Source organism: Nocardioides sp. NPDC127514, assembly GCF_040302125.1.
Lineage (GTDB): Bacteria > Actinomycetota > Actinomycetes > Propionibacteriales > Nocardioidaceae > Nocardioides.
On sequence record NZ_JBEORF010000009.1, the window covers coordinates 100,504 to 120,035 of the forward strand.

Below are 19,532 nucleotides of genomic sequence, written 5' to 3' on the forward strand. Positions count from 1 at the left end.
CCGGACAACCTACCAAACCAAGCACTTGTTTGGTAGCGTCTGCGGCATGAGCGCCACTCCAACCGAGACCAGTGTCGTGACGTACGAGACCCACGGACCCGTCGCGGTGGTGCGGCTGAACCGCCCCGAATACCGCAACGCCCAGAACTCGAAGGTGACCTACGCGCTCGACGAGGCGTTCACCCGAGCGACCAACGACGACGAGATCAAGGTGATCGTCCTCGGCGGCAACGGCAAGCACTTCTGCGCCGGCCACGACATCGGCACGCCCGGCCGCGACATCGACGAGAGCTTCGAGCGCAAGGCCGTGATGTGGTGGGACCACGTCGGCAAGGAGGGCGTCGACTCCCGCTTCGCGCGCGAGTCCGAGGTCTACCTCGGCATGTGCCGCCGTTGGCGCGAGCTGCCGAAGCCGACGATCGCGATGGTGCAGGGCGCCTGCATCGCGGGTGGCCTGATGCTGGCCTGGTCCTGCGACTTCATCGTCGCCTCCGACGACGCCTTCTTCTCCGACCCGGTGGTCAAGATGGGCATCCCCGGGGTCGAGTACTTCGCCCACCCGTGGGTCACCAACCCCCGCGCCGCCAAGGAGATGCTCTTCACCGGCGACCGCTTCTCCGCCGAGCAGGCCGAGCGCTGGGGCATGGTCAACCATGTCGTACGCCGCGACGACCTCGAGACCGAGACGCTCGCCCTCGCGGGGCGGATCGCCGAGATGCCGCGCCTGGGGCTGGCGCTGGCGAAGAAGGCGGTCAACCAGGCCGAGGATCTGATGGGCATGCGCGCCGGGATGGACTCGGTCTTCGGCCTCCACCACGCCGCCCACGCCCACAACGCCGAGGTCGGCAAGGACTCGCTCGCTGGGATGAACGCGAGGTCGATGAAGAAATGAGCACGCTGGAGTTCACCGAGACCGAGGAGGCCTTCCGCCTCGAAGCCCGCGCGTGGCTGGCCGCCAACAACCCCGGCCGACTGCCGTCGATGGACACCGCCGAGGGAGCCGCCGCCCACCGGGAGTGGGAACGCACCCTCGCCTCCGGCCGCTGGTCGGTCGTCACCTGGCCCGAGGCCTACGGCGGGCGGGACGCATCGCTCACCGAGTGGGTCATCTTCGAGGAGGAGTACTACCTCGCCGGCGCCCCCACCCGGATCAGCCAGAACGGCATCTCGCTGCTCGCGCCGATCATCTTCGGTCACGGGACCGAGGCCCAGAAAGAGCGCTACCTGCGCGACATGACCGACGGGTCGTTGGTCTGGGCGCAGGCATGGTCCGAGCCCGAGGCAGGGTCCGATCTGGCGTCCTTGCGCGCCTCCGCGACCCGGGTCGACGGCGGCTGGAGGCTCAACGGCCAGAAGACCTGGAGCAGCCGGGCGCCCTTCGCCGACCGCGGCTTCGGGCTCTTCCGGAGCGACCCGTCCGCGGAGCGGCACCGAGGCCTGACGTACTTCCTCTTCCCGCTCGACGCCGACGGCGTCACGGTCCGTCCGATCGACCAGCTCGACGGCACTCCCGGTTTCGCGGAGATCTTCTTCGACGACGTCTTCGTGCCCGCTGAGGACGTGCTCGGTGGGGTCGGCGACGGCTGGAAGGTCGCGATGTCGACCGCGGGCAACGAGCGGGGTCTCTCGCTGCGCTCGCCGGGCCGGTTCTGTGCCGCCGCCGACCGCCTCCTCGACCTGTGGCAGACCGACCCGCAGCCGCATCTCCGCGACCAGGTCGTCGACGCCTGGATCGGGGCCGAGGCCTACCGCCTCTACACCTGGGGCACCGTCACCCACGTCGAGGCCGGCGGCTCGGTCGGCGCCGAGGGCTCGATCAACAAGCTGTGGTGGTCCGACCTCGACCTCGCGCTGCACGAGACCGCGCTCTCGCTGCTCGGTGCCGACGCCGAGCTCTCCGGTCCGTGGGTCGACGACTATCTCTTCTCCCTGTCCGGCCCGATCTACGCCGGCACCAATCAGATCCAGCGCAACATCGTCGCCGAGCGGATTCTGGGCCTCCCCCGCTGAAGAAAGCCGACCGATATACCCGGGAGGGCAACGATTCGGCACCGCGCTGACACAGACTCCGGGCTCCCGCACATGTCGGGTACCGCGCTGATAGTTTCCGTCCGCTCATCTGCGTTTTCGGAATGGATCCCGTATGTCTCGCGCCCCAAGGCCCCCGCTCTGGCGAGGCCTGTTCGTACCGGCGGCAGCATCACTTGCCGTGGCCACTGTGGCTGCCCTGTCACCGGTCGTCTCACGATCGATCGAGCCCAGCCGGTCCGATGCGACCGCCTTCGTACAAGAAGGAACACGTGTTGCGCTTCCGGGCAGGATCGTGCCACTGGATGCGGGTGGCTTCCGGTACGGCGGAGGCGTCGGTAACCCGTACAACGGGGCGCCTGTTCCCGGATCCAGCAGTGACCTCGGAATCGCTGGCAATACAGTGATTCGTGCCGACGGATCGACAGTGCGCGTGACTGCGACCTCCGGTCACACCCCACCTGATGGCTCAAGGGTCATCGCTGTCGCCTCCGACAAGGCCTTCGAGTATTTCGCATTGCGATCTGACGGGTCGATCTATGCACGCGCATGCTGCAACACAAAGGTCTTGCGGGCGCCCGATGCGCTCACCTACACCGCTATCGCGAAGGTGGACGAGCACGTTCTCGCGCTTCGATCTGATGGCCGCCTCGCCGGCCTGACATGGGAGGGGAGCCCGGCTCCTGTCGGCTGCGAATCCGCCTGGGTGCCGCCGACGGGTCTCGACTACACCGCAGTCAGCGGGGCTCGAGGAAAGTGGATCGCATTGCGATCAGATGGCCGGGCCGTGGCATGTGGGTACGCCGATACCGACCCGACCGCCAACCAGATCATCGAACCCGCAGCAGGCGAGAGATTCGATGGCGCTTCCGCAGGAGTCGACTTCGGATATCTGTCGGAGAGCGGCGAGCGAATCGTGCCCGTCGGCGCCTTGGCGACCCCTCCGCCGGCCGTCCCCGACGGACGCACTCTGTCCGGGATCTCCGCCGGCGGCGTGTCCAGCCTCGCGATCCTCGACGACGGCTCCCTGTTGACCTGGGGCAAAGAGATCTACATCCCCCGCCTCCCCGAAGGTGCGCGTTACCTGACCGCGTGGCTGGGTGCTGACGGCATCGGCCACGCCATCGTCTCGAGCGACCTGACCGAGACTCAACTGACGGCGGAGATACCGGAGCGCGTCGAGTTTGCCGATTCCAGGAGGTACTCCGAGCCGACCTTCCCCGTGAGCGGCAGCGTGTCAGCACCTGGGTATACGCCGTCGGGGCAGGTTTGTGGCGACTACGTCCTCGATTCCTCGGCTGGAGACACCTGCACATCGATCCGCCGTGACGGAACGTTCACGCTCGACGTTCCCTTCGAACCCAGTCTGCTGCCGGTCACCGGACAGCGAACCATGACCGTCACGTTCGCAGCGGATACCGGGAAGCAGAGATCGTTGCTCCGCTCGGACTTCCAGATCGTCGCGCCGCAAGAGCCGACGATCTCCGTGAGCGGGCCGACACGGTGGAAAGCCGACCAACCGACCGTGTTCGACATAGAGGTGCGCACCCCCACAGGCACCCCCGCAGAAGGCAAGGTCGTCGTGCATCTCGGCACGTACGACTACTCGGGAACCTACGTGACCCGCTGGCTCCGCGACGGGCGTGCTCAGGTGCTCATGCCGGAGGCGCCGGTCGGCACCCACGACGTGGATGTGTCCTACGAGGCGGCCGTCGGCGCCAGCCCCAGCGAACCCTGGTCGACCACGGTCACCATCGAGGACGCATCATGAGCCGGATCCGACGTCACCTCATCTGGACCGCAGTGGCATCAGTGGCGACCAGCGGTCTGGCCATCGCAACGCTCCACCCGGCTCAGGCCGAGTCGCTCACGCTTCCAGCGCCGGGAACGTTCATCCAGTCCGGCACCCCTGCTGCTCAGAGCGGCAGTCTGATCCCGCTCGATGACTCCACTGTCTTGGATCTTCCTGACGACGCGCCCGACGACGCAGTGGCGCTCGCGATCGGTCTCGAGCATGCCCTGATCCTGCGAGAAGACGGCTCGCCGACGTCGATCGGCACCAAGACACTTCCGACCAGACCCGGTCCGTACGTGGCTGTCTCGACCGACTTCCGAGCGGACTACTTCCTGCATTCCGATGGCCACATCGAGACGATCGGGAGGGGTGTGAATGCTGCCCCCACCGTGCCCGATCTGCCCGACGGGGCGACGTACGTGGGCATCGACGGCTACGGAGAGCGCACCTACGCCCTGCGCTCCGACGGCGCGATCGTGACCGTTGTGGATGATGCTGCCCAGAGCTGTCCGGAGGCGTTCACGCCACCTGCAGGGACCCGTTACACCGCGGTCTCCGTCTCCTACTCCGGTTGGGCAGCGCTTCGCAGCGACAACCGAGTGGTCACCTGCTTTGCCGCCCAGAAGGCGACCGAGCACGTGCCGCCTACGAACGCTCGTTTCACAGGAGTCGAGACCGGTGGCGCAGACGCCTTTGCCGCTACCGACACCGGTGCCGTGATCGCACTCACCGACGACAGCACCGTGGCCCAGGCACCTGCGGACCGGAAGATCACCGCGCTGGCCACCAACGCTCCGTACGGGGCTGCCATCCTCGATGACCATTCGGTGATGAAGTGGACTGAAGGTGGACCATATCTGCGTCCCCTCCCAGGGACAGATACCTACACAGCCCTGGCCTGGGGCCAGTCCAGCGGCTGGGGCATCCTGGCGGGCGAGCCGTACGACGCCGACGTCACCTTCGACGCACCCATGCAGATGCACGTCGGAAATCCGGAAACCTTGGTGCGCGTCAGTGCGTCCTCCGGCGAGCCCTCCCTCGAGATGGGAGCCAGGCTCAGCCTGATCCGTCCCGACGGCACCCGCAAGACTCTCGCCGAGCAGCTTGGACAAGACTCGATCGAGCTTCCGCTCAACCATCGGGACCTGACCATCGGCACCCACCGTTTGGAGCTGTCCTTCCTCGGCTACGGCGTTCGTCATGAGAAGCACACCTGGACGCTGAACGTCATCGGTCCCTCGGCGACGGTCCTCAGCGCCGATCTCCCAGACCTGATCAGGTTCGATGAGGCAGCGGAGATTCCGGTCAGGGTCACTGCCGCTGAGGACGTCCCGACGAGCGGTCGGATCAAGGTCCGTACGACCGGGGGCCGGATCATAGACCAGGACTCCTGGCGGGATCTCGACTCCGCTCCGGTCAGCGGAGGTCGGGCGACCGTGCTGATCCCGGCACGTGCGCTTCTGCCTGGCGAGCAGCCGATCCAACTCGACTTCCTCGGCACGGATCCGGTGCGTTCCTCGCGCTGGACGGGCACCGTACGCGTAGCCGACGTCGACGGCAACGTCCCGACCGATCCGGCAGTCCCGAGCCCGACGCGTCTGGTTTCTTCGGGCGAACCGACCTGGCGTTACGGCGAAGGGCCAGGCCTGGAGGTGTGCGCCGAAACCACTGACGGCAGCCCGCTCCGAGGACTGATGCAGGCAGACGGCGTCACGTACGCACCGTCAGCGCAATGCGTCCACCCAGCCGCCACGCGTACGCCCGGCACCTACGACATCAAGGTGGCCTACAACGGCTGGGACCGCGAGCACAGGGCAGGATCGCGGGACGCCTCCTCCACCTCGGTCCGGGTGCGTGTGCTCCCACCAGAGGAGACACGCCTCAAGGTCACCGCACCGACCGCTTGGGCCGCCCCTGGCCATGGCGCCCCTGCGGTCGACGTCGAGGTCGTCACACCGAGCGGAGCCGTGGACGGAACGGTCATCCTGACTGCCAACGGACGCACGGTCGCCACCCAGGATGCAACCGCGCCCTACCTCCGCTTCCCTGTCGCGCCCATCCCGGCTGGAACCACCCGAGTCGGACTGGTCTACCGAGAGGACGAAGGCAACGACCATGCCGTCTGGGACCAGGCCGTCTCGGTCGCAAGGACGGCCACCACGACGACAGGGCGAGTTCGGTCGGACGGCCAGTCGGCCGCGACCACACGGGTGATGTACGGCCAGCGGTTCTGGGTCGAGGCGACCACCTACGAGACCTGGCGCGGCGGCCCATCCGGCTCTGGGATGGCATATCAGATCAGCGTCGATGGAGAGGTCGTCGGCACAGCGCCCGAGTCGTACTCGACGTACGGCGGCCTACTGCTCGACAGCACTGCGTTCAAACCGGGCAGGCACACCATCAAGGTCGAGTTCACCGGGAACGCCCGGTGGGCACCATCGTCGTGGACCAGTTCGTTCGCTGTGGCCGATCCCAACCCGACCATCACGACGTCGGTTGGAACAGGAACGTGGCGGTTCAACCAGTCCCGCGTCGCGAGCGTCCGGGTCCAGACTCGCGGCATCACGCCGACCGGGTCAGTGGCGTTCTACAACGGCGGCACCCGTCTCGCGACGGTGCAGCTCACTGCCGGCGCCGCCAGCTACCGGATCCCGGCAAACACATACCTTCCGGGCACTCGCTCGCTGACCGTGAAGTACCTGGGTTCGGAATACGCCAACGCGAAGAGCGTCACCACCACAGTGAGCATCGCCAAGGCGACGTTCGTCCACGCGCCCACGCCGGTCATCACCGGGAGCGTGCGCGTCGGGGGGCTCCTCACCGTGCAACGAGGCCTCTGGCTCCCATCGCCATCGGCCTTCCGGTTCACCTGGACGGTCAACGGACGGGTCGTGAAGTCCGGCACCTCCACGACCTATCGGATCCCTGCATCCGCCAAGGGCATGCAGGTCCGTGTGAAGGTGACCGCCACCCGGACCCATTACGTCACGACCTCGAGGACGAGTTCGCCGACGGAGCGAATCGGTCTCTACGCCTTCCGAGCGCCCCGACCGACGATCATCGGCACTGCGCGCGTGGGTAAGACATTGACAGCGGTTCGCGGAACGTGGCGCCCCAGCCCGACCCACGTCGTGTACGTCTGGAAGGTTTCCGGACGGGTCGTGAAGAGGGGCGCCTCGAAGTACTTCGCCGTGCCCAGTTCAGCCAAGGGCAAGGTGGTCACCGTGACCGTCATCGGCACACGACCTAGCTACACGACCTCGAGAGTCACCTCATACGGGCTGAAGATCGGCTGACCCGGAAGCCCTCACATCAGCTGAACGACCTGAGCCCGCCGCCTCTGATAAGAGGGCGGGCTCGGCTCGTTTCTCATCGACCTATGGATCACCAAGCAAATGCTTGGTAGCCTTTCCTGGTCGGCTTTCGGCAAGGAGAAGCACATGCGATTCGGACAGACGTCGGAACAGTCGGCATTCGCCGCTGCCCTGGATGACCTTCTGAGCTCCTCCGAGGTCTCCGCTGTTTCGCGAGATTGGGCCAGAGGAGAGACTGGTCCAGGGCTGGACCTCTGGCGCCACCTCGCCGAGCTTGGCGTCACAGCGCTCCTTGTCCCAGACGCGTACGACGGTCTCGGGGCTTCCCCGGTCGACCTCACCGTCGCCTTCAACCGGCTGGGGTATCACGGGGTCCCGGGGCCGTGGGTCGAGACGGTCGCCGTCCTCCCAGAGCTTCTCACCCAGGTTGACGAGGGAAAGGCGCTGACGGCGATCGCCTCCGGCGAGGTACTCGCAACCCTGGCGGCACCGCCTAGGGTTCCGCGAGCACTCGATGCCGACGTCGCAGACCACGTCTTCACCCTCGACGCCGATGCGATGCTGCAGCGCGGCGATCCTGGTTCGAGGCGGCAGTCTGTGGATCCGACACGGAGGCTCTTCGAGGTTCTTCCTGGAGACACGGCAGGCATCGTCGACGTGGGGCGGGCACTGGAGCTCGGCACACTGGCCTGCTCGGCACAGTTGTTGGGCGCCGGCGGCCGCCTTCTGGCTGACACGGTCACCTACGCGAACCAGCGGGAGCAGTTCGGCAAGCCGATCGGAGCTCAGCAGGCGGTCAAGCACCTGCTGGCCGACGTGCGTGTCGCCCTGGACTTCGCGGCTCCGCTGGTGCACAACGCGGCGGTGGAGCTCGACGCCGAGGCGCCGACGGCGGCCCGCTCGGTGTCGGCCGCGAAGGTGGCGGCCGGGGACGCGGCGTACCTCGCCTCGCGCACCGCACTCCAGGTCCACGGCGCGATCGGCTACACCCGCGAGTTCGACCTGAGCCTGTGGATCCTGAAGGTGCGCGCGCTGGTCGGCGCCTGGGGCACCCCGGCCGAGCATCGTGCACGGATCCTCGAGTCGCTGTTGGAGGGTCGATGAGGTTCGCGCTCACCGAGGAGCAGACCGACCTGGTCGCGACCGTGCACACGCTGATCGCCAAGCGGGCAGCGTCGATGGACCTGCGGGCGGCGATCAGCACGCCCGAGGGCTACGACACCACCCTGTGGCAGACGCTCAGCGAGCAGATCGGGGTGACCGCGCTGGCGGTCCCCGAGGCGTACGGCGGGGTCGGCTGCTCCTACATCGAGGCGCATCTCGTCCTCGAGGAGCTCGGCGCCACGCTCACGCCCTCGCCGTTCGTCGGCACCCTGCTGGCGACCCAGGTCCTGACCGCCGCCGACACCCCACAGGCCGGTGAGCTGCTGGAGCGGATCGCCGGCGGGGCCACGGCCGCGGTCGCCGCTCCTGGATCCGATCTCGTCATCGACGCGTCCGGCGCGGAGATCCTCCTCGTGCTGCGCGGCGACCAGGTCCACGCGGTGGACCCTTCGGAGGCCACGATCATTCCGACCCCGGCGCTGGACCCGACCTGGAGGTTCGCGACGGTCACCGTCGAAGACCCGACAGGCGACGCCGTCGGCACGGTCGACCCGGCGTACGTCACCACCGTCGGCGCCACCATGATGACCGCCCTCCAGGCCGGCGCCGCGCGCGAGGCGCTGGAGCGTACGGTCGCCTATCTCAAGGAGCGCCACCAGTTCGGTCGCCCGCTCGGCTCGTTCCAGGCGCTCAAGCACCGGTGCGCCGACCTGCTGGTCCAGGTCGAGACCGCCCGGACGATGAGCTGGGCGGCGGCCTGGGAGCTGACCCAGCCGACTCCGGACGTACGTCTCGTCCACGCCGCCAAGACCTGGTGCTCCAATGCGTTCTCGCAGGTCGCGGCCGAGATGATCCAGCTCCACGGCGGAGTGGCGATCACCTGGGAGCACGACGCCCACCTCTACTTCAAGCGCGCCCATGCCACCGCTCAGCTCTTCCGAGGAGACACGTGAACAAGACCCCGCTCGACAAGACATTGCCCCTCACCGAGGTCGCCGGCAAGCTCGAGTCCGGGATGACCATCGGCATCGGCGGCTGGGGCTCGCGGCGCAAGCCGATGGCGCTGGTCAAGGAGATCCTCCGCAGCGACGTCACCGACCTGACCGTGGTCGCGTTCGGTGGCCCCGACGTCGGCCTGCTGGCTCGCGCCGGGAGGATCCGCAAGCTGGTCTACGGCTTCGTCAGCCTCGACTCGATCCCGCTCGACCCCAACTTCACCCGCGCCCGCGAGCGCGGCAATATCCCGGAGACGAGCGAGTACGACGAGGGCATGTTCGTCGCCGGCCTTCGCGCCGGGGCGAACCGGCTCTCGTTCCAGCCCATCCGGGCCGGTCTCGGCAGCGATGTGATGGCGATGAACCCCGACCTCAAGACGGTGAAGTCGCCTTACGACGACGAGGAGTACGTCGCCGTCCCCGGACTCCGCCTCGACGTCTCGCTCATCCACCTCAACCGCGCCGACGCGGCCGGCAACGGCCAGTACCTCGGCCCCGACCCCTACTTCGACGACCTCTTCGCGATGGCCGCCGACACCACGATCATGTCCGTCGAGCAGATCGTCTCCACCGACGACCTGACCGCCAAGGCCCCGCCACAGTCGCTCCTGGTCCCGCGGATCTTCGTCAACCACGTCGTAGATGCCCCCGGCGGCGCCCACTTCACCAGCTGCGATCCCGACTACGGCCGGGACGAAGAGTTCCAGAAGACGTACGTCGCCGCGGCCAAGGCCGAGTCCGACGAGCAGTGGACCGAGTTCGAGGAGCGTTACCTGTGAGCCTGCAAACGATCAGCCGAGCAGACATCTGCGTCGCCGCCGTCTCCGATGCCTTCAAGGGCTCCGGGGAGGTGCTCGCCCACGCCGTCGGGATCGTCCCGGCCATCGGCGTACGCCTGGCCAAGGCCACCCACACCCCCGAGCTCGCCCTCAGCGACGGGGAGGCGTTCATGATGGCCGAGGCTCCGCCGCTGCTGAAGACCGCGGCCGCCGGCGGCACCCCGGAGGCCTGGGTGCCGTTCCGCAGCATCTTCGACATCGTCGCCAGCGGCCGCCGGCACTCGATGATGGGCGCCAGCCAGATCGACCGCCACGGCAACCAGAACATCTCCTCGATCGGCGACTGGCGGCAGCCGAAACGCCAGCTGATCGGCGTACGCGGCGCCCCCGGCAACACCGTCAACCACCGTGTCGACTACTGGGTCGCCAAGCACTCCGCCCGGATCTTCGTCGACCGCGTCGACGTCGCCAGCGGCGTCGGCAACGACCGAGCGGTCGGCACCGCCGGCCGCTTCCACGACCTCGGCGTCATCGTCACCAACCTCGCCGTCTTCGGCTACGACGAGTCCGGGCTCGTCAAGGTCGACTCGATCCACCCCGGCGTCACTCCCGAAGACCTCCAGGAAGCCACCGGCTTCCCGATCGACGCCATCAACGCGCCCCTCACCCGCGAGCCCACCCCCGAGGAGCTGAAGATCATCGAAACCGAAGACCCCAAGGGCCTCCGCTTCAAAGAGGTCCCGTAAGCCCCGCTGGTCGAGCCGTGAGGCCGCCTGCGGCCGAGCGTGTCGAGACCAACACAGTTCCTGGCGCGCTCGATGGAACCGTGTTGGTCTCGACACGCCTCCGCCTAGCGGCTCCGGCGGCTCGACCAGCGGAGATCAGGCGAGGATCCCGGCGTGGAGCAGCTTCAGATACTGCTCCGCGAGCGTCTCAGGGGTGTGGCGGCCGCCGGGGCGGTACCAGGAGACGGTGGACCAGACGCCGTCACGGATGAACCGGTAGGTCAACGCAGGGTCGAGGGAGGCCTGGAAGGCGCCCGATGCCTGGCCGGCCTCGATGACCCGGATCCACAGCGCCTCGTTGTCGCGCGAGCGCTCGGCGACGAACTCGAAGCCCTCGACGGTGGCCAGGAAGGAGGCCTCGTTCTGGTAGAGCGCGACGGCGAGCCGCTCGTTGTGGATCGTCCGGAACGACTCGGTGATGAGTCCGTCCAGGTCGGCCTGCGGGTCGACCCCGCTCTCGACGATCTCGGTGAACCGCGCGTTGAGCCCGTCGAGGAACCCCGACAGCAGCTCGGTCAGCATCGCTTCCTTGGATCGGAAGTGGTGGTAGAGCGAGCCGGACAGGATCCCGGCAGCGTCTGCGATGTCGCGTACGGTCGTCTGGGCGAAGCCCTTGGTCGCGAACATCTCGGCAGCCAGCGTGAGCAGCTCGGCTCGCCGCGACGACCCCGACGCCGTCCCCCGCCTTCTCGGCGCAACCCCCGTGTCAGTCATGGACGAAGCCTACCAAACAAGCAGTTGCTCAACTACGCTTGCGAGGGTGACCCCGCGCACGATCCCCGCCCTGATCGAGAAGGCCAAGCAGACGTACGCCGACCACCCGGCGATCGTCGACGGCCCCACGACGCTCACCTACGCCGAGCTCGCCGACGCAGCGGACAGGACCGCACGCGCCTTCCTGGCCAGCGGCGTACGCAGCGGCGACCGCGTCGCGATCTGGGCGCCCAACCGCTGGGAGTTCCCGGTCGCGGTTCTCGGCGCGCAGACGATCGGGGCGGCCGTGGTGCCGCTCAACACCCGTTACCGGGGCCATGAGGCGCGCGAGATCCTGGAGCGCTCCCGCGCCACGGCGCTGGTCACCGTCAACGGCTTCCTCGGCACCGACTACGTCCAGATGCTCCACGACGCCGGCCCACTCCCGGAGCATCTGCTCACCATCGTCGACCTCGCCAACGGCTGGGAGGAGTTCCTCGCCAAGGGCGCGGAGATCCCCGACCAGCGGCTCGAGGACGCCAAGGCGTCGGTCACCCCCGACACCCTCGCCGACCTGCTGTTCACCTCCGGCACCACAGGGAAGCCGAAGGGCGTGATGAGCGCCCAGCGGCAGACGATCGGCGTCGCCGACGTCTGGGCGCGCGGCGCCGAGCTCACCACGCGGGACCGGTACGCCATCGTCAACCCGTTCTTCCACGGCTTCGGCTACAAGGCGGGTTTCATCGCGGCGTTCACCTCGGGCGCGACGGTCTACCCGATCGCGACCTACGACCCGACCCAGGCGCTGCAGCTGATCCAGGACGAGCGGATCACCGTGCTCCCCGGCGCGCCCACGATCTTCACGACCCTCATCAACCACGAAGACCTGAAGGCGTACGACCTCTCCTCGCTGCGCTTCGCGATCGCCGGCGCCGCGAGCGTGCCGGAGAGCCTCTTCGCCGACATGCGCGACATCCTCGGGATCGACGAGGTCAAGGGTGCGTACGGCCTGACCGAGTGCATGGTCGCCACCACCACCCGCCCCGGCGAGGATCCCGAGCACGTGGCCAAGGTGGTCGGGCCGGCGGTCGAGGGCCTGGAGATCCGCACCGTCACCGCCGCCGGCGACGACGCGGAGCCGGGTGAGGACGGCGAGGTCTGGATCCGTGGCGACAACGTCATGCTCGGCTACTTCGAGAACCCCGAGGCCACCGCCGAGGCGATCGACGAGGACGGCTGGCTCCACACTGGCGACGTCGGCTTCCTCGACGAGCACGGCTGCCTGAAGATCACCGACCGGATCAAGGACATGTTCACCGTCGGCGGCTTCAACGTCTATCCCGCCGAGGTGGAAAACACCCTGGCAGCACACCCCGGCATCGTCGAGGCCGCGGTCATCGGCGTCCCCGACGCACGCCTCGGTCAGGTGGGCAAGGCCTTCGTCGTCGTACGCGACGACCTGAGCGCCGACGAGATCGCGGCCTGGCTCAAGGACCGCCTCGCCAACTACAAGCAGCCGAGGGCGTACGTCCTGGTCGACAGCCTGCCGCGCAACGCCAGCGGCAAGGTCCTGAAGACGGACCTGCGCGACACCTCAATATAGGCGCGACACCCCACCCCGCGGGGGTATAGGTTTCCTCAGCCCGTTCTTTACTTCCCCCACGGAGGCTTCGATGCCCCGACGCGCCACGATCGCGTCCATCTCCGGCACCACCCTCATTCTCGGCGCGGCCGCAGTGGCGATCCCCTTGACGCTGAACTCCGCCACCGCCGAGCCGACGACGTCCGGCCCGCTGGCCGCGTTCGCCGCCGCGAACAGGGAGCCGTCCACCCTGCCCGCCGGTTCGGTGGAGTCTCACGTCGAGGAGGTCGCACTGACCACCTCGGCCGGGAAGGCGACCGAGCACGCGACGAAGGTCGACAAGCCCCGCACCGACGTCATCAAGAGCGAGCCACAGGACGTCACCGGCTTCGGCGTCGTCGGCGTGACCTGGTCCGGCGACCTCGCCGAGGACGTACGCCCCGAGATCCGCACCCTGAAGGACGGCGTGTGGTCGTCGTGGAGCCCGATGGTGGTCGACACCGAGGACCACGGTCCGGACGCAGGCACGGCGGAGGCGAAGGGTGTCCGCCCGGGCACCGACGAGTTCCTGGCCGGGCACGTCGACCAGGTGCAGACCCGGATCATCGTCCCTGACGCCGCCGAGATCCCCGGCGACCTCGAGCTCGCGGTGATCGAGCCGGGCAAGCCCGAGGACACCGTCGAGGAGCTCCCCGAGATCGAGACCGACAAGGACAAGCCCCGGGCGACCAGCACCCACCAGGGCAGCAAAGACTCCGACCTCAACCTGGTCGCGTCGACCTACACCTCGAGCCCGACGATCTACAGCCGTGCGCAGTGGGGCGCCGACGAGACGATCCGCGAGCAGACGGCCCCGTCCTACCGCCAGATCCACGGCGGTTTCGTCCACCACACCGCGGGCACCAACGACTACACCGAGACTGACGTCCCGGGCATCATCCGGGGCATCTACGAGTTTCACGTGACCACCCGCGGCTACCGCGACGTCGGCTACAACTTCTTCGTCGACAAGTTCGGCCGCATCTGGGAGGGCCGCCACGGCGGCGTCGCGATGCCGGTCGAGGGCGCCCACACCAGCGGCTACAACTACGACAGCTTCGGCGCGTCGGCACTCGGCTGCTTCGACACGGTCGCGGCGGGGTGTCCTGACGACGCCGGATCGACGCAGAACCAGCCCGCGGACGCGATGATCCAGGCGTACGGCTCTCTCTACGCGTGGAAGCTCTCGCTCCACGGCGTCACCGCCAACGCCACCAACGTCGCGCTGACCAAGACCGACGGCACCAAGACGGTCTTCCCGCACGCGATCAACGGCCACCGCGACGCGGGCAGCACCATCTGCCCGGGCGCGAACCTCCAGGCCAAGCTCCCCAACATCCGTACGCTCGCCGGCAGCCTGCAGAAGAGCTGGAGCGGCCGCGACCTGGAGTCACACATCGCCGGCACGAGCCACTCCGACTTCGTGGCACGACGGGCCTCCGACGGCCGGATCTTCACGCTGCGTACGGGCGGGTTCGCCGGGTTCAACTCGACGAAGACGTCCACGACGGTCGGTAGCACCGTGCGCGAGGCCGTGGTCACCCCGGACATCACCGGCGACGGCAAGGCCGACCTGATCCAGGTCCGCACCGACGGCTCGGCGGGCATCCGCAAGGGCCGCGGCGACGGCACCTTCGCGGCGGTCTTCAAGAACCTCGGCAAGAGCACGTTCTACGGGGTCTCCAAGATCACCGCGACCGGCAACATCGGCGGCACCTCGGCCAGCGACCTGGTCGGCAAGAACGCGAAGGGCTACCTGGTCCGCTACACCGGCAACGGCGCCGGCGGGTTCACCCGGGCGGGTACGACGCGCTCGCTGAGCGGCTTCGACAAGCTCGCCGCGACCGGCGACGTCAACAAGGACGGCAAGCGCGACCTGATCGGCCGCAAGTCCGGGGCGCTCTACTACTTCAAGGGTTCCGGCAGCGGTACGTTCGGTTCGCCGATCAAGCTCGCGACCCAGAGCCCGTCGTGGTCCTCGCTGGTCCAGATCAGCGGCTACGGCGACTTCACCGGCGACGGCCGCGGTGACCTGATCGGCCGTGACTCATCCAACCGCGGCTGGATCTACCCTGCCTCCGGCTCGGGCTTCGGCAAGCCGTTGGGGCCGTACGCGGACATCAACCGCACCCTCGTCGGCGCGGTCAACGTCGTCGGCAACAGCCTCCCGGACCTGGTGATGAAGTCGGGCTCGACGCTCTACGTCAAGCCGAACAGCGGCCGGGTCAGCCTGGCCGCGCCGGTCGACAGCGGCATCACCCTGACGAGCGCCACCGCGCTGATGAACGCCGGAGACTGGAACCGCGACGGCAAGGGCGACTTCCTGGCGAAGATGTCCGACGGCTCCGTACGCCTCTACCGGGGCTACGGCACCGGCAAGTTCACCAGCCCGGTTACGATCGCGACCGGCCTCGGCACAGTCAGCGTCATCGACGCCGTCGGCGACGTCACCGGCGACGGCTATCCGGACCTGATGGGCCGCACCTCGGGCGGCACGATCAAGCTGTGGCCGGGCAAGGGCTCGACCAAGGTCGGCACGTCGATCACGATGAAGTCCTCGGCCTCCGGCACCCGCCTGGTCGGCGTCGGACGCTGGAACAGCAGCAACACCCCGGACGTACTCTTCGTCAACGGCACCAGCACAGTCGTCCACGAGAGCAACGGGCCCGGCGGCCTGGTCTCCACGCAGACTCTGTCGATCAACCTGTCCGGCTATGACGCGGTGCTCGGCGTCCGCGATCTGCGGGCTGGCTCGGGCGGCGACATGATCGTGCGCTCGGGCAGCTACATCTATGCGCTGGAGCGCAACAGCACCGGCACCGGCGTGACCCGCACGTACCTGGGTTCGCTGTCGGGCTACAACCTGCTGGGCTGACCCGGGCGGTGAAGCCGAGAGGGCCCTTGGGTCACTCTCGGCTTCACGGCTCACGCGGAGAGCTGGCGCTCCTGGTTGACCCGGATCGCCTTCTCGGCGAGGTCGGAGCCGGCGGAGGCATACAGGTTCAGGACGGCGTGGGCGCCGCGCTTCTTGAGCTCGTCGCGCTCCTCGGGGCGCAGGGCGATGGCGGCGACGGTGCCGGTGAACCCGAGCTTCTGGAGCAGGTCCATGGCGAGCAGGTTGTCGCCGTGGAAGGGCATGGTGAGGACGACCAGCTCCATGCCGGTGCCCTTCTTGACCCGCTCCCAGAAGTCCTGGTCGGTGGCGTCGGCCTCGACCACGTCGAAGCCCTCCTCCTTGAGCGAGTCGGCGCGCAGCGAGTCGTGCTCGACCGCCAGGACGTGGTAACCCTGGGTGTCGCGCAGCTCCTCGTAGGTCGTACGCCCCACCCGGCCCATCCCGACCACCAGCGCCTTGGCGTCACCGAGGTTGATCGGTCGGTCCGCCTCCTGGAGCCGCTCGGACCTCCGCTCCGGCAGCCGGCGGTTGAGCAGATTGATGATCGCCGGGGCATACGCATTGAACACGGCGTCCACCAGGAACGAGAGCGCGGTCGCGACTGCGAGCACGGTCTGCCACTGGGCCGATGCGAGGCCGGAGGCCGACGCGATGACGATGACGATGAGACCGAACTCGGAGTAGTTGGCCAGGGTGAACGAGGCCAGCGTCGCGGTGCGGTAGCGCAGCCCCATGAACGCGAAGATCACCACGTACGCCGCGGCCTGGAGCGGCAGCAGGACCTGCAGCGCGGCGGCCAGGGCGAAGTCCTCCAGCGAGGGCACCCCGGTCAGTCCGATGCTCAGGAAGAACGCGATGAGCAGGAGCTCCTTGGTGCTGAACAGCAGCTTGGTCAGCGCCGGCGCCTTGACGTGCGACCCAAGGAGTACGCCGACCACCAGGGCTCCGAGGTCGCCCTTGAGCCCCACGGCCTCGAAGAGCCAGTAGCCCGGCACGAGCGCGATCGTCAGCCCGAAGAGGGCGGTCAGCTCGGCGGAGGTGATCCGGTCCCAGACCCGGTGGGCGAGCCAGGCGCCCGGGAGGAGCAGCACCAGCGCGAAGACCCACGGCGAGGGCCAGTGGCCCTTGGAGATAGTCAGGAACGCCACCGCGACGATGTCCTGCATGACCAGCACACCGATCGCGATCCGGCCGTAGAGGGTGTTGTTGTCGTGGCGCTCGTCGAGGACCTTGATCGCGAAGACGGTCGAGGAGAACGAGAGCACGAAGGCGATCAGCGCCATCTCGCCGAGGTCGGCGTCGGCGAGGAGCGCGAACCCGAGCGGTGCGATCCCGGCCAGCATGCCGATCCCGATGACGACGCTGAACCCCAGGTGGGCGAAGGTGCTCAGCCACACGTCGGGCCGGAGCAGGGATCTCACGTCGAGCTTGAGACCGATGCCGAACAGAAGCAGCGTGACACCGAGCTCGGACAGCGTGTGCAGCCCGTCCAGCTCGCCGACGCCCGCGGCGTGCAGCCCGAACCCGGCGGCGAGGAAGCCGACCATGGGCGGAAGTTTCAGGAACATCGCGACCAGCCCCGCTCCGAGTGCGACGAGCAGGTAGAGCGCGGTCAGCGACATATGGACGTCCCCCAGGGTAAAGCTCGACGGTTCGGACACACGTACGATACCGCGTGATACCACTCAGGGTTACAGTGGGTCCATGGCTATGACTCTGCGACTCAGCGAGGCCGACGACCGGCTGCTGACCGACCGTGCCCGGACGGAGAACCGGTCCAAGCAGGAGATCGCTCGCGAGGCCATCCGCGCCTACCTCAACGACCATGAGCGGCGCATCGAGGATCTCGAGGACGATCTCGCCCTCGCGCGCTACTCCCTGCGTCGCGAGCTCGGCGAGGTCAGCTACACCCCGCATGCCGAGGCTCGGCGTGCCCTCGGCCTCGACCGCCCCGTCGGCGAGTGACCTATCAAGTCGTCTGGGCCGACGAAGCGCTGCAGTCGGCCGAGGCGTACGTCGACGACGACCCCATCGGCCTGATCCAGGTCTTCGACACCGTCGACACCCTGACCGAGACCCCGCGCGACGTCGGCGCCTACGCCTGGGGCAAGGACCGCTACCGCCTCCGCGTCGGCCGCTACCGCATCGTCTACGTGGTCGAGGAGCGCCGCATCACCGTCGCCGTCATCCACCTGGGGCGCCGCAGCGTCTAGCCGCCGAGTCCGCAGTTGTGGGCGACGAAAGTGGAGTTTCGTCGCCCACAACTACCTTCTCGGCACGCCAGTTCTACCGATTCGGCGGGATCAGCTCAGCCGCTCGATCACCAGCGCCATGCCCTGGCCGCCGGCGGCGCACATGGTCTCCAGGCCGTAGCGGCCGCCGGTCTCCTGCAGACCGTGGAGAAGCGTGGTCGTGAGGCGGGCGCCGGTGGAGCCGAAGGGGTGACCGAGGGCGATCGCGCCGCCGTTGACGTTGACCCGTTCGGGGTCGAGGCCGATCTGGGCGATGCTGGGGAGGACCTGGGCGGCGAAGGCCTCGTTCATCTCCACCAGGTCGATGTCGTCGGGGGTGAGCCCGGCGCGAGCGAGCGCCTGGCGGGAGGCCTCGACCGGCCCGAGGCCCATGATCTCGGGCGAGAGCCCGGAGACACCGGTCGACACGATGCGGGCCAGCGGCCTGATCCCGAGCGCCTCGGCGCGTACGTCACTCATGATCACCAGCGCGGCCGCGCCGTCGTTCAGCGGACAGCAGTTGCCGGCGGTGATGGTGCCGTTCTCACGGAAGACCGGCTTGAGGCCGGCGACCTTCTCGAGGGTGACCCCGGCTCGCGGCCCGTCGTCGGTGGCGACGACCTCGCCGGACGGCAGCGTCACCGGCGTGATGTCCCGCTCCCAGAAGCCCCGGGCGGCGGCGGCCTCGGCGCGGTTCTGGGAACGTACGCCCCACTCGTCCTGTGCCTCGCGGGTGACGCCGCACATCTCGGCGACGTTCTCGGCGGTCTCGCCCATCGCGAGGTGATAGTCGGGCAGGTCGCCGGAGTCGCGAGGGTCGGTCCAGGCCTCGCCGGCGGCCACCCGTGCGGCGCCGCGTTCGCCCGCCTTGAGGAACTCCTCGGCCTTGGTGTCCGGCATCCCGTCGGCCTTGCCGCGCTCGTATCGGGACACGCACTCCACCCCGGCCGAGACGAACGCGTCGCCCTCCCCCGCGCGGATCGCGTGGAAGGCCATCCGGGTGGTCTGCAGCGACGAGGCGCAGTAGCGGTGGATCGTGGTGCCGGGCACGGCATCCAGGCCCAGACGTACGCCGACGACCCGGCCGATGTTGTAGCCCTGCTCCCCCGCAGGCTGGGCACAGCCCATCATCAGGTCGTCGATCTGCGTCGGGTCCAGCTCCGGGACCGACGCCAGGGCGCTGCGTACGATCTGCTCGGCCAGCACGTCGGGACGCAGGTCCTTCAGCGAGCCCTTGAAGGCGCGGCCGATGGGTGAGCGGGCTGCCGAGACGATGACGGCTTCGGGCATG

The 19,532-nt window shown here is 68.4% G+C and carries 15 protein-coding genes; 12 read left to right on the forward strand and 3 right to left on the reverse strand.

Features of this window, described 5'->3' with window-relative positions; all coding sequences use genetic code 11:
* The first annotated feature begins 46 nt into the window (after positions 1–46).
* The 8 genes from ABTX24_RS09195 to ABTX24_RS09230 all read left to right on the forward strand — a co-directional run bounded on the left by ABTX24_RS09195 (position 47) and on the right by ABTX24_RS09230 (position 10,761).
* Entirely contained in the window at positions 47–892 is an 846-nt protein-coding gene (locus ABTX24_RS09195) for an enoyl-CoA hydratase (protein WP_160026262.1), read from the forward strand.
* A complete protein-coding gene (locus ABTX24_RS09200; RefSeq protein ID WP_350839040.1) occupies positions 889–2,010 on the forward strand; it encodes an acyl-CoA dehydrogenase family protein in 1,122 nt (373 codons plus the stop codon). The genes ABTX24_RS09195 and ABTX24_RS09200 overlap by 4 nt, the downstream gene beginning before the upstream one ends.
* A 451-nt stretch (positions 2,011–2,461) precedes the next feature.
* Entirely contained in the window at positions 2,462–3,799 is a 1,338-nt protein-coding gene (locus ABTX24_RS09205) for an RCC1 domain-containing protein (RefSeq protein ID WP_350839042.1), read from the forward strand.
* Complete coding sequence (locus ABTX24_RS09210) at positions 3,796–7,119, forward strand: Ig-like domain-containing protein (protein ID WP_350839044.1); 3,324 nt, start codon at positions 3,796–3,798, stop codon at positions 7,117–7,119. The genes ABTX24_RS09205 and ABTX24_RS09210 overlap by 4 nt, the downstream gene beginning before the upstream one ends.
* A 144-nt stretch (positions 7,120–7,263) precedes the next feature.
* Complete coding sequence (locus ABTX24_RS09215) at positions 7,264–8,241, forward strand: acyl-CoA dehydrogenase family protein (protein ID WP_350839046.1); 978 nt, start codon at positions 7,264–7,266, stop codon at positions 8,239–8,241.
* Complete coding sequence (locus ABTX24_RS09220) at positions 8,238–9,194, forward strand: acyl-CoA dehydrogenase family protein (protein ID WP_350839048.1); 957 nt, start codon at positions 8,238–8,240, stop codon at positions 9,192–9,194. Before ABTX24_RS09215 ends, ABTX24_RS09220 begins: the two co-directional genes overlap by 4 nt.
* Positions 9,191–10,015, forward strand: coding sequence for a CoA transferase subunit A (locus ABTX24_RS09225; protein ID WP_350839050.1), 825 nt, complete (start codon positions 9,191–9,193; stop codon positions 10,013–10,015). Before ABTX24_RS09220 ends, ABTX24_RS09225 begins: the two co-directional genes overlap by 4 nt.
* Positions 10,012–10,761: a CoA-transferase subunit beta gene (locus ABTX24_RS09230; protein WP_350839052.1), complete on the forward strand. Its 750-nt coding sequence runs from the start codon at positions 10,012–10,014 to the stop codon at positions 10,759–10,761. Before ABTX24_RS09225 ends, ABTX24_RS09230 begins: the two co-directional genes overlap by 4 nt.
* A gap of 135 nt (positions 10,762–10,896) precedes the next feature.
* Here the strand turns inward: ABTX24_RS09230 and ABTX24_RS09235 are convergent, their stop codons facing one another.
* Positions 10,897–11,514 (reverse strand): TetR/AcrR family transcriptional regulator, encoded by a 618-nt coding sequence (locus ABTX24_RS09235; RefSeq protein ID WP_160026256.1) that lies wholly within the window; start codon positions 11,512–11,514, stop codon positions 10,897–10,899.
* Between the two features lie 46 nt (positions 11,515–11,560).
* Between ABTX24_RS09235 and ABTX24_RS09240 the strand changes: the two genes are divergently transcribed.
* A complete protein-coding gene (locus ABTX24_RS09240) occupies positions 11,561–13,096 on the forward strand; it encodes a FadD3 family acyl-CoA ligase (protein WP_350839054.1) in 1,536 nt (511 codons plus the stop codon).
* Between the two features lie 70 nt (positions 13,097–13,166).
* Complete coding sequence (locus ABTX24_RS09245) at positions 13,167–15,989, forward strand: FG-GAP-like repeat-containing protein (protein WP_350839056.1); 2,823 nt, start codon at positions 13,167–13,169, stop codon at positions 15,987–15,989.
* Between the two features lie 50 nt (positions 15,990–16,039).
* Here ABTX24_RS09245 and ABTX24_RS09250 read toward each other — a convergent pair whose 3' ends face one another.
* Positions 16,040–17,632: a cation:proton antiporter domain-containing protein gene (locus ABTX24_RS09250; protein ID WP_160026253.1), complete on the reverse strand. Its 1,593-nt coding sequence runs from the start codon at positions 17,630–17,632 to the stop codon at positions 16,040–16,042.
* Positions 17,633–17,714: 82 nt separating this feature from the next.
* Between ABTX24_RS09250 and ABTX24_RS09255 the strand changes: the two genes are divergently transcribed.
* The gene (locus ABTX24_RS09255) at positions 17,715–17,975 is read left to right on the forward strand and encodes a YlcI/YnfO family protein (protein WP_160026252.1); all 261 of its coding nucleotides are present in this window, start codon (positions 17,715–17,717) and stop codon (positions 17,973–17,975) included.
* Positions 17,972–18,223 carry a type II toxin-antitoxin system RelE family toxin gene (locus tag ABTX24_RS09260; protein WP_160026251.1) on the forward strand — a complete coding sequence of 84 codons (252 nt, stop codon included), beginning with the start codon at positions 17,972–17,974 and terminating at the stop codon, positions 18,221–18,223. Before ABTX24_RS09255 ends, ABTX24_RS09260 begins: the two co-directional genes overlap by 4 nt.
* Positions 18,224–18,313: 90 nt before the next feature.
* On the opposite strand, the gene ABTX24_RS09265 is transcribed toward ABTX24_RS09260, so the two are convergent.
* Positions 18,314–19,531, reverse strand: coding sequence for an acetyl-CoA C-acetyltransferase (locus ABTX24_RS09265; RefSeq protein ID WP_350839058.1), 1,218 nt, complete (start codon positions 19,529–19,531; stop codon positions 18,314–18,316).
* Between the last annotated feature and the right edge of the window lies 1 nt (position 19,532).

Bases quoted from the DNA above. Each gene is read 5' to 3' on its own strand.
- ABTX24_RS09215 (WP_350839046.1), top strand. From the start codon at position 7,264: ATGCGATTCGGACAGACGTCGGAACAGTCGGCATTCGCCGCTGCCCTG.
- ABTX24_RS09245 (WP_350839056.1), top strand. From the start codon at position 13,167: ATGCCCCGACGCGCCACGATCGCGTCCATCTCCGGCACCACCCTCATT.
- ABTX24_RS09255 (WP_160026252.1), top strand. From the start codon at position 17,715: ATGGCTATGACTCTGCGACTCAGCGAGGCCGACGACCGGCTGCTGACC.
- ABTX24_RS09200 (WP_350839040.1), top strand. From the start codon at position 889: ATGAGCACGCTGGAGTTCACCGAGACCGAGGAGGCCTTCCGCCTCGAA.
- ABTX24_RS09220 (WP_350839048.1), top strand. From the start codon at position 8,238: ATGAGGTTCGCGCTCACCGAGGAGCAGACCGACCTGGTCGCGACCGTG.
- ABTX24_RS09265 (WP_350839058.1), bottom strand. From the start codon at position 19,531: ATGCCCGAAGCCGTCATCGTCTCGGCAGCCCGCTCACCCATCGGCCGC.
- ABTX24_RS09235 (WP_160026256.1), bottom strand. From the start codon at position 11,514: ATGACTGACACGGGGGTTGCGCCGAGAAGGCGGGGGACGGCGTCGGGG.
- ABTX24_RS09195 (WP_160026262.1), top strand. From the start codon at position 47: ATGAGCGCCACTCCAACCGAGACCAGTGTCGTGACGTACGAGACCCAC.
- ABTX24_RS09210 (WP_350839044.1), top strand. From the start codon at position 3,796: ATGAGCCGGATCCGACGTCACCTCATCTGGACCGCAGTGGCATCAGTG.
- ABTX24_RS09250 (WP_160026253.1), bottom strand. From the start codon at position 17,632: ATGTCGCTGACCGCGCTCTACCTGCTCGTCGCACTCGGAGCGGGGCTG.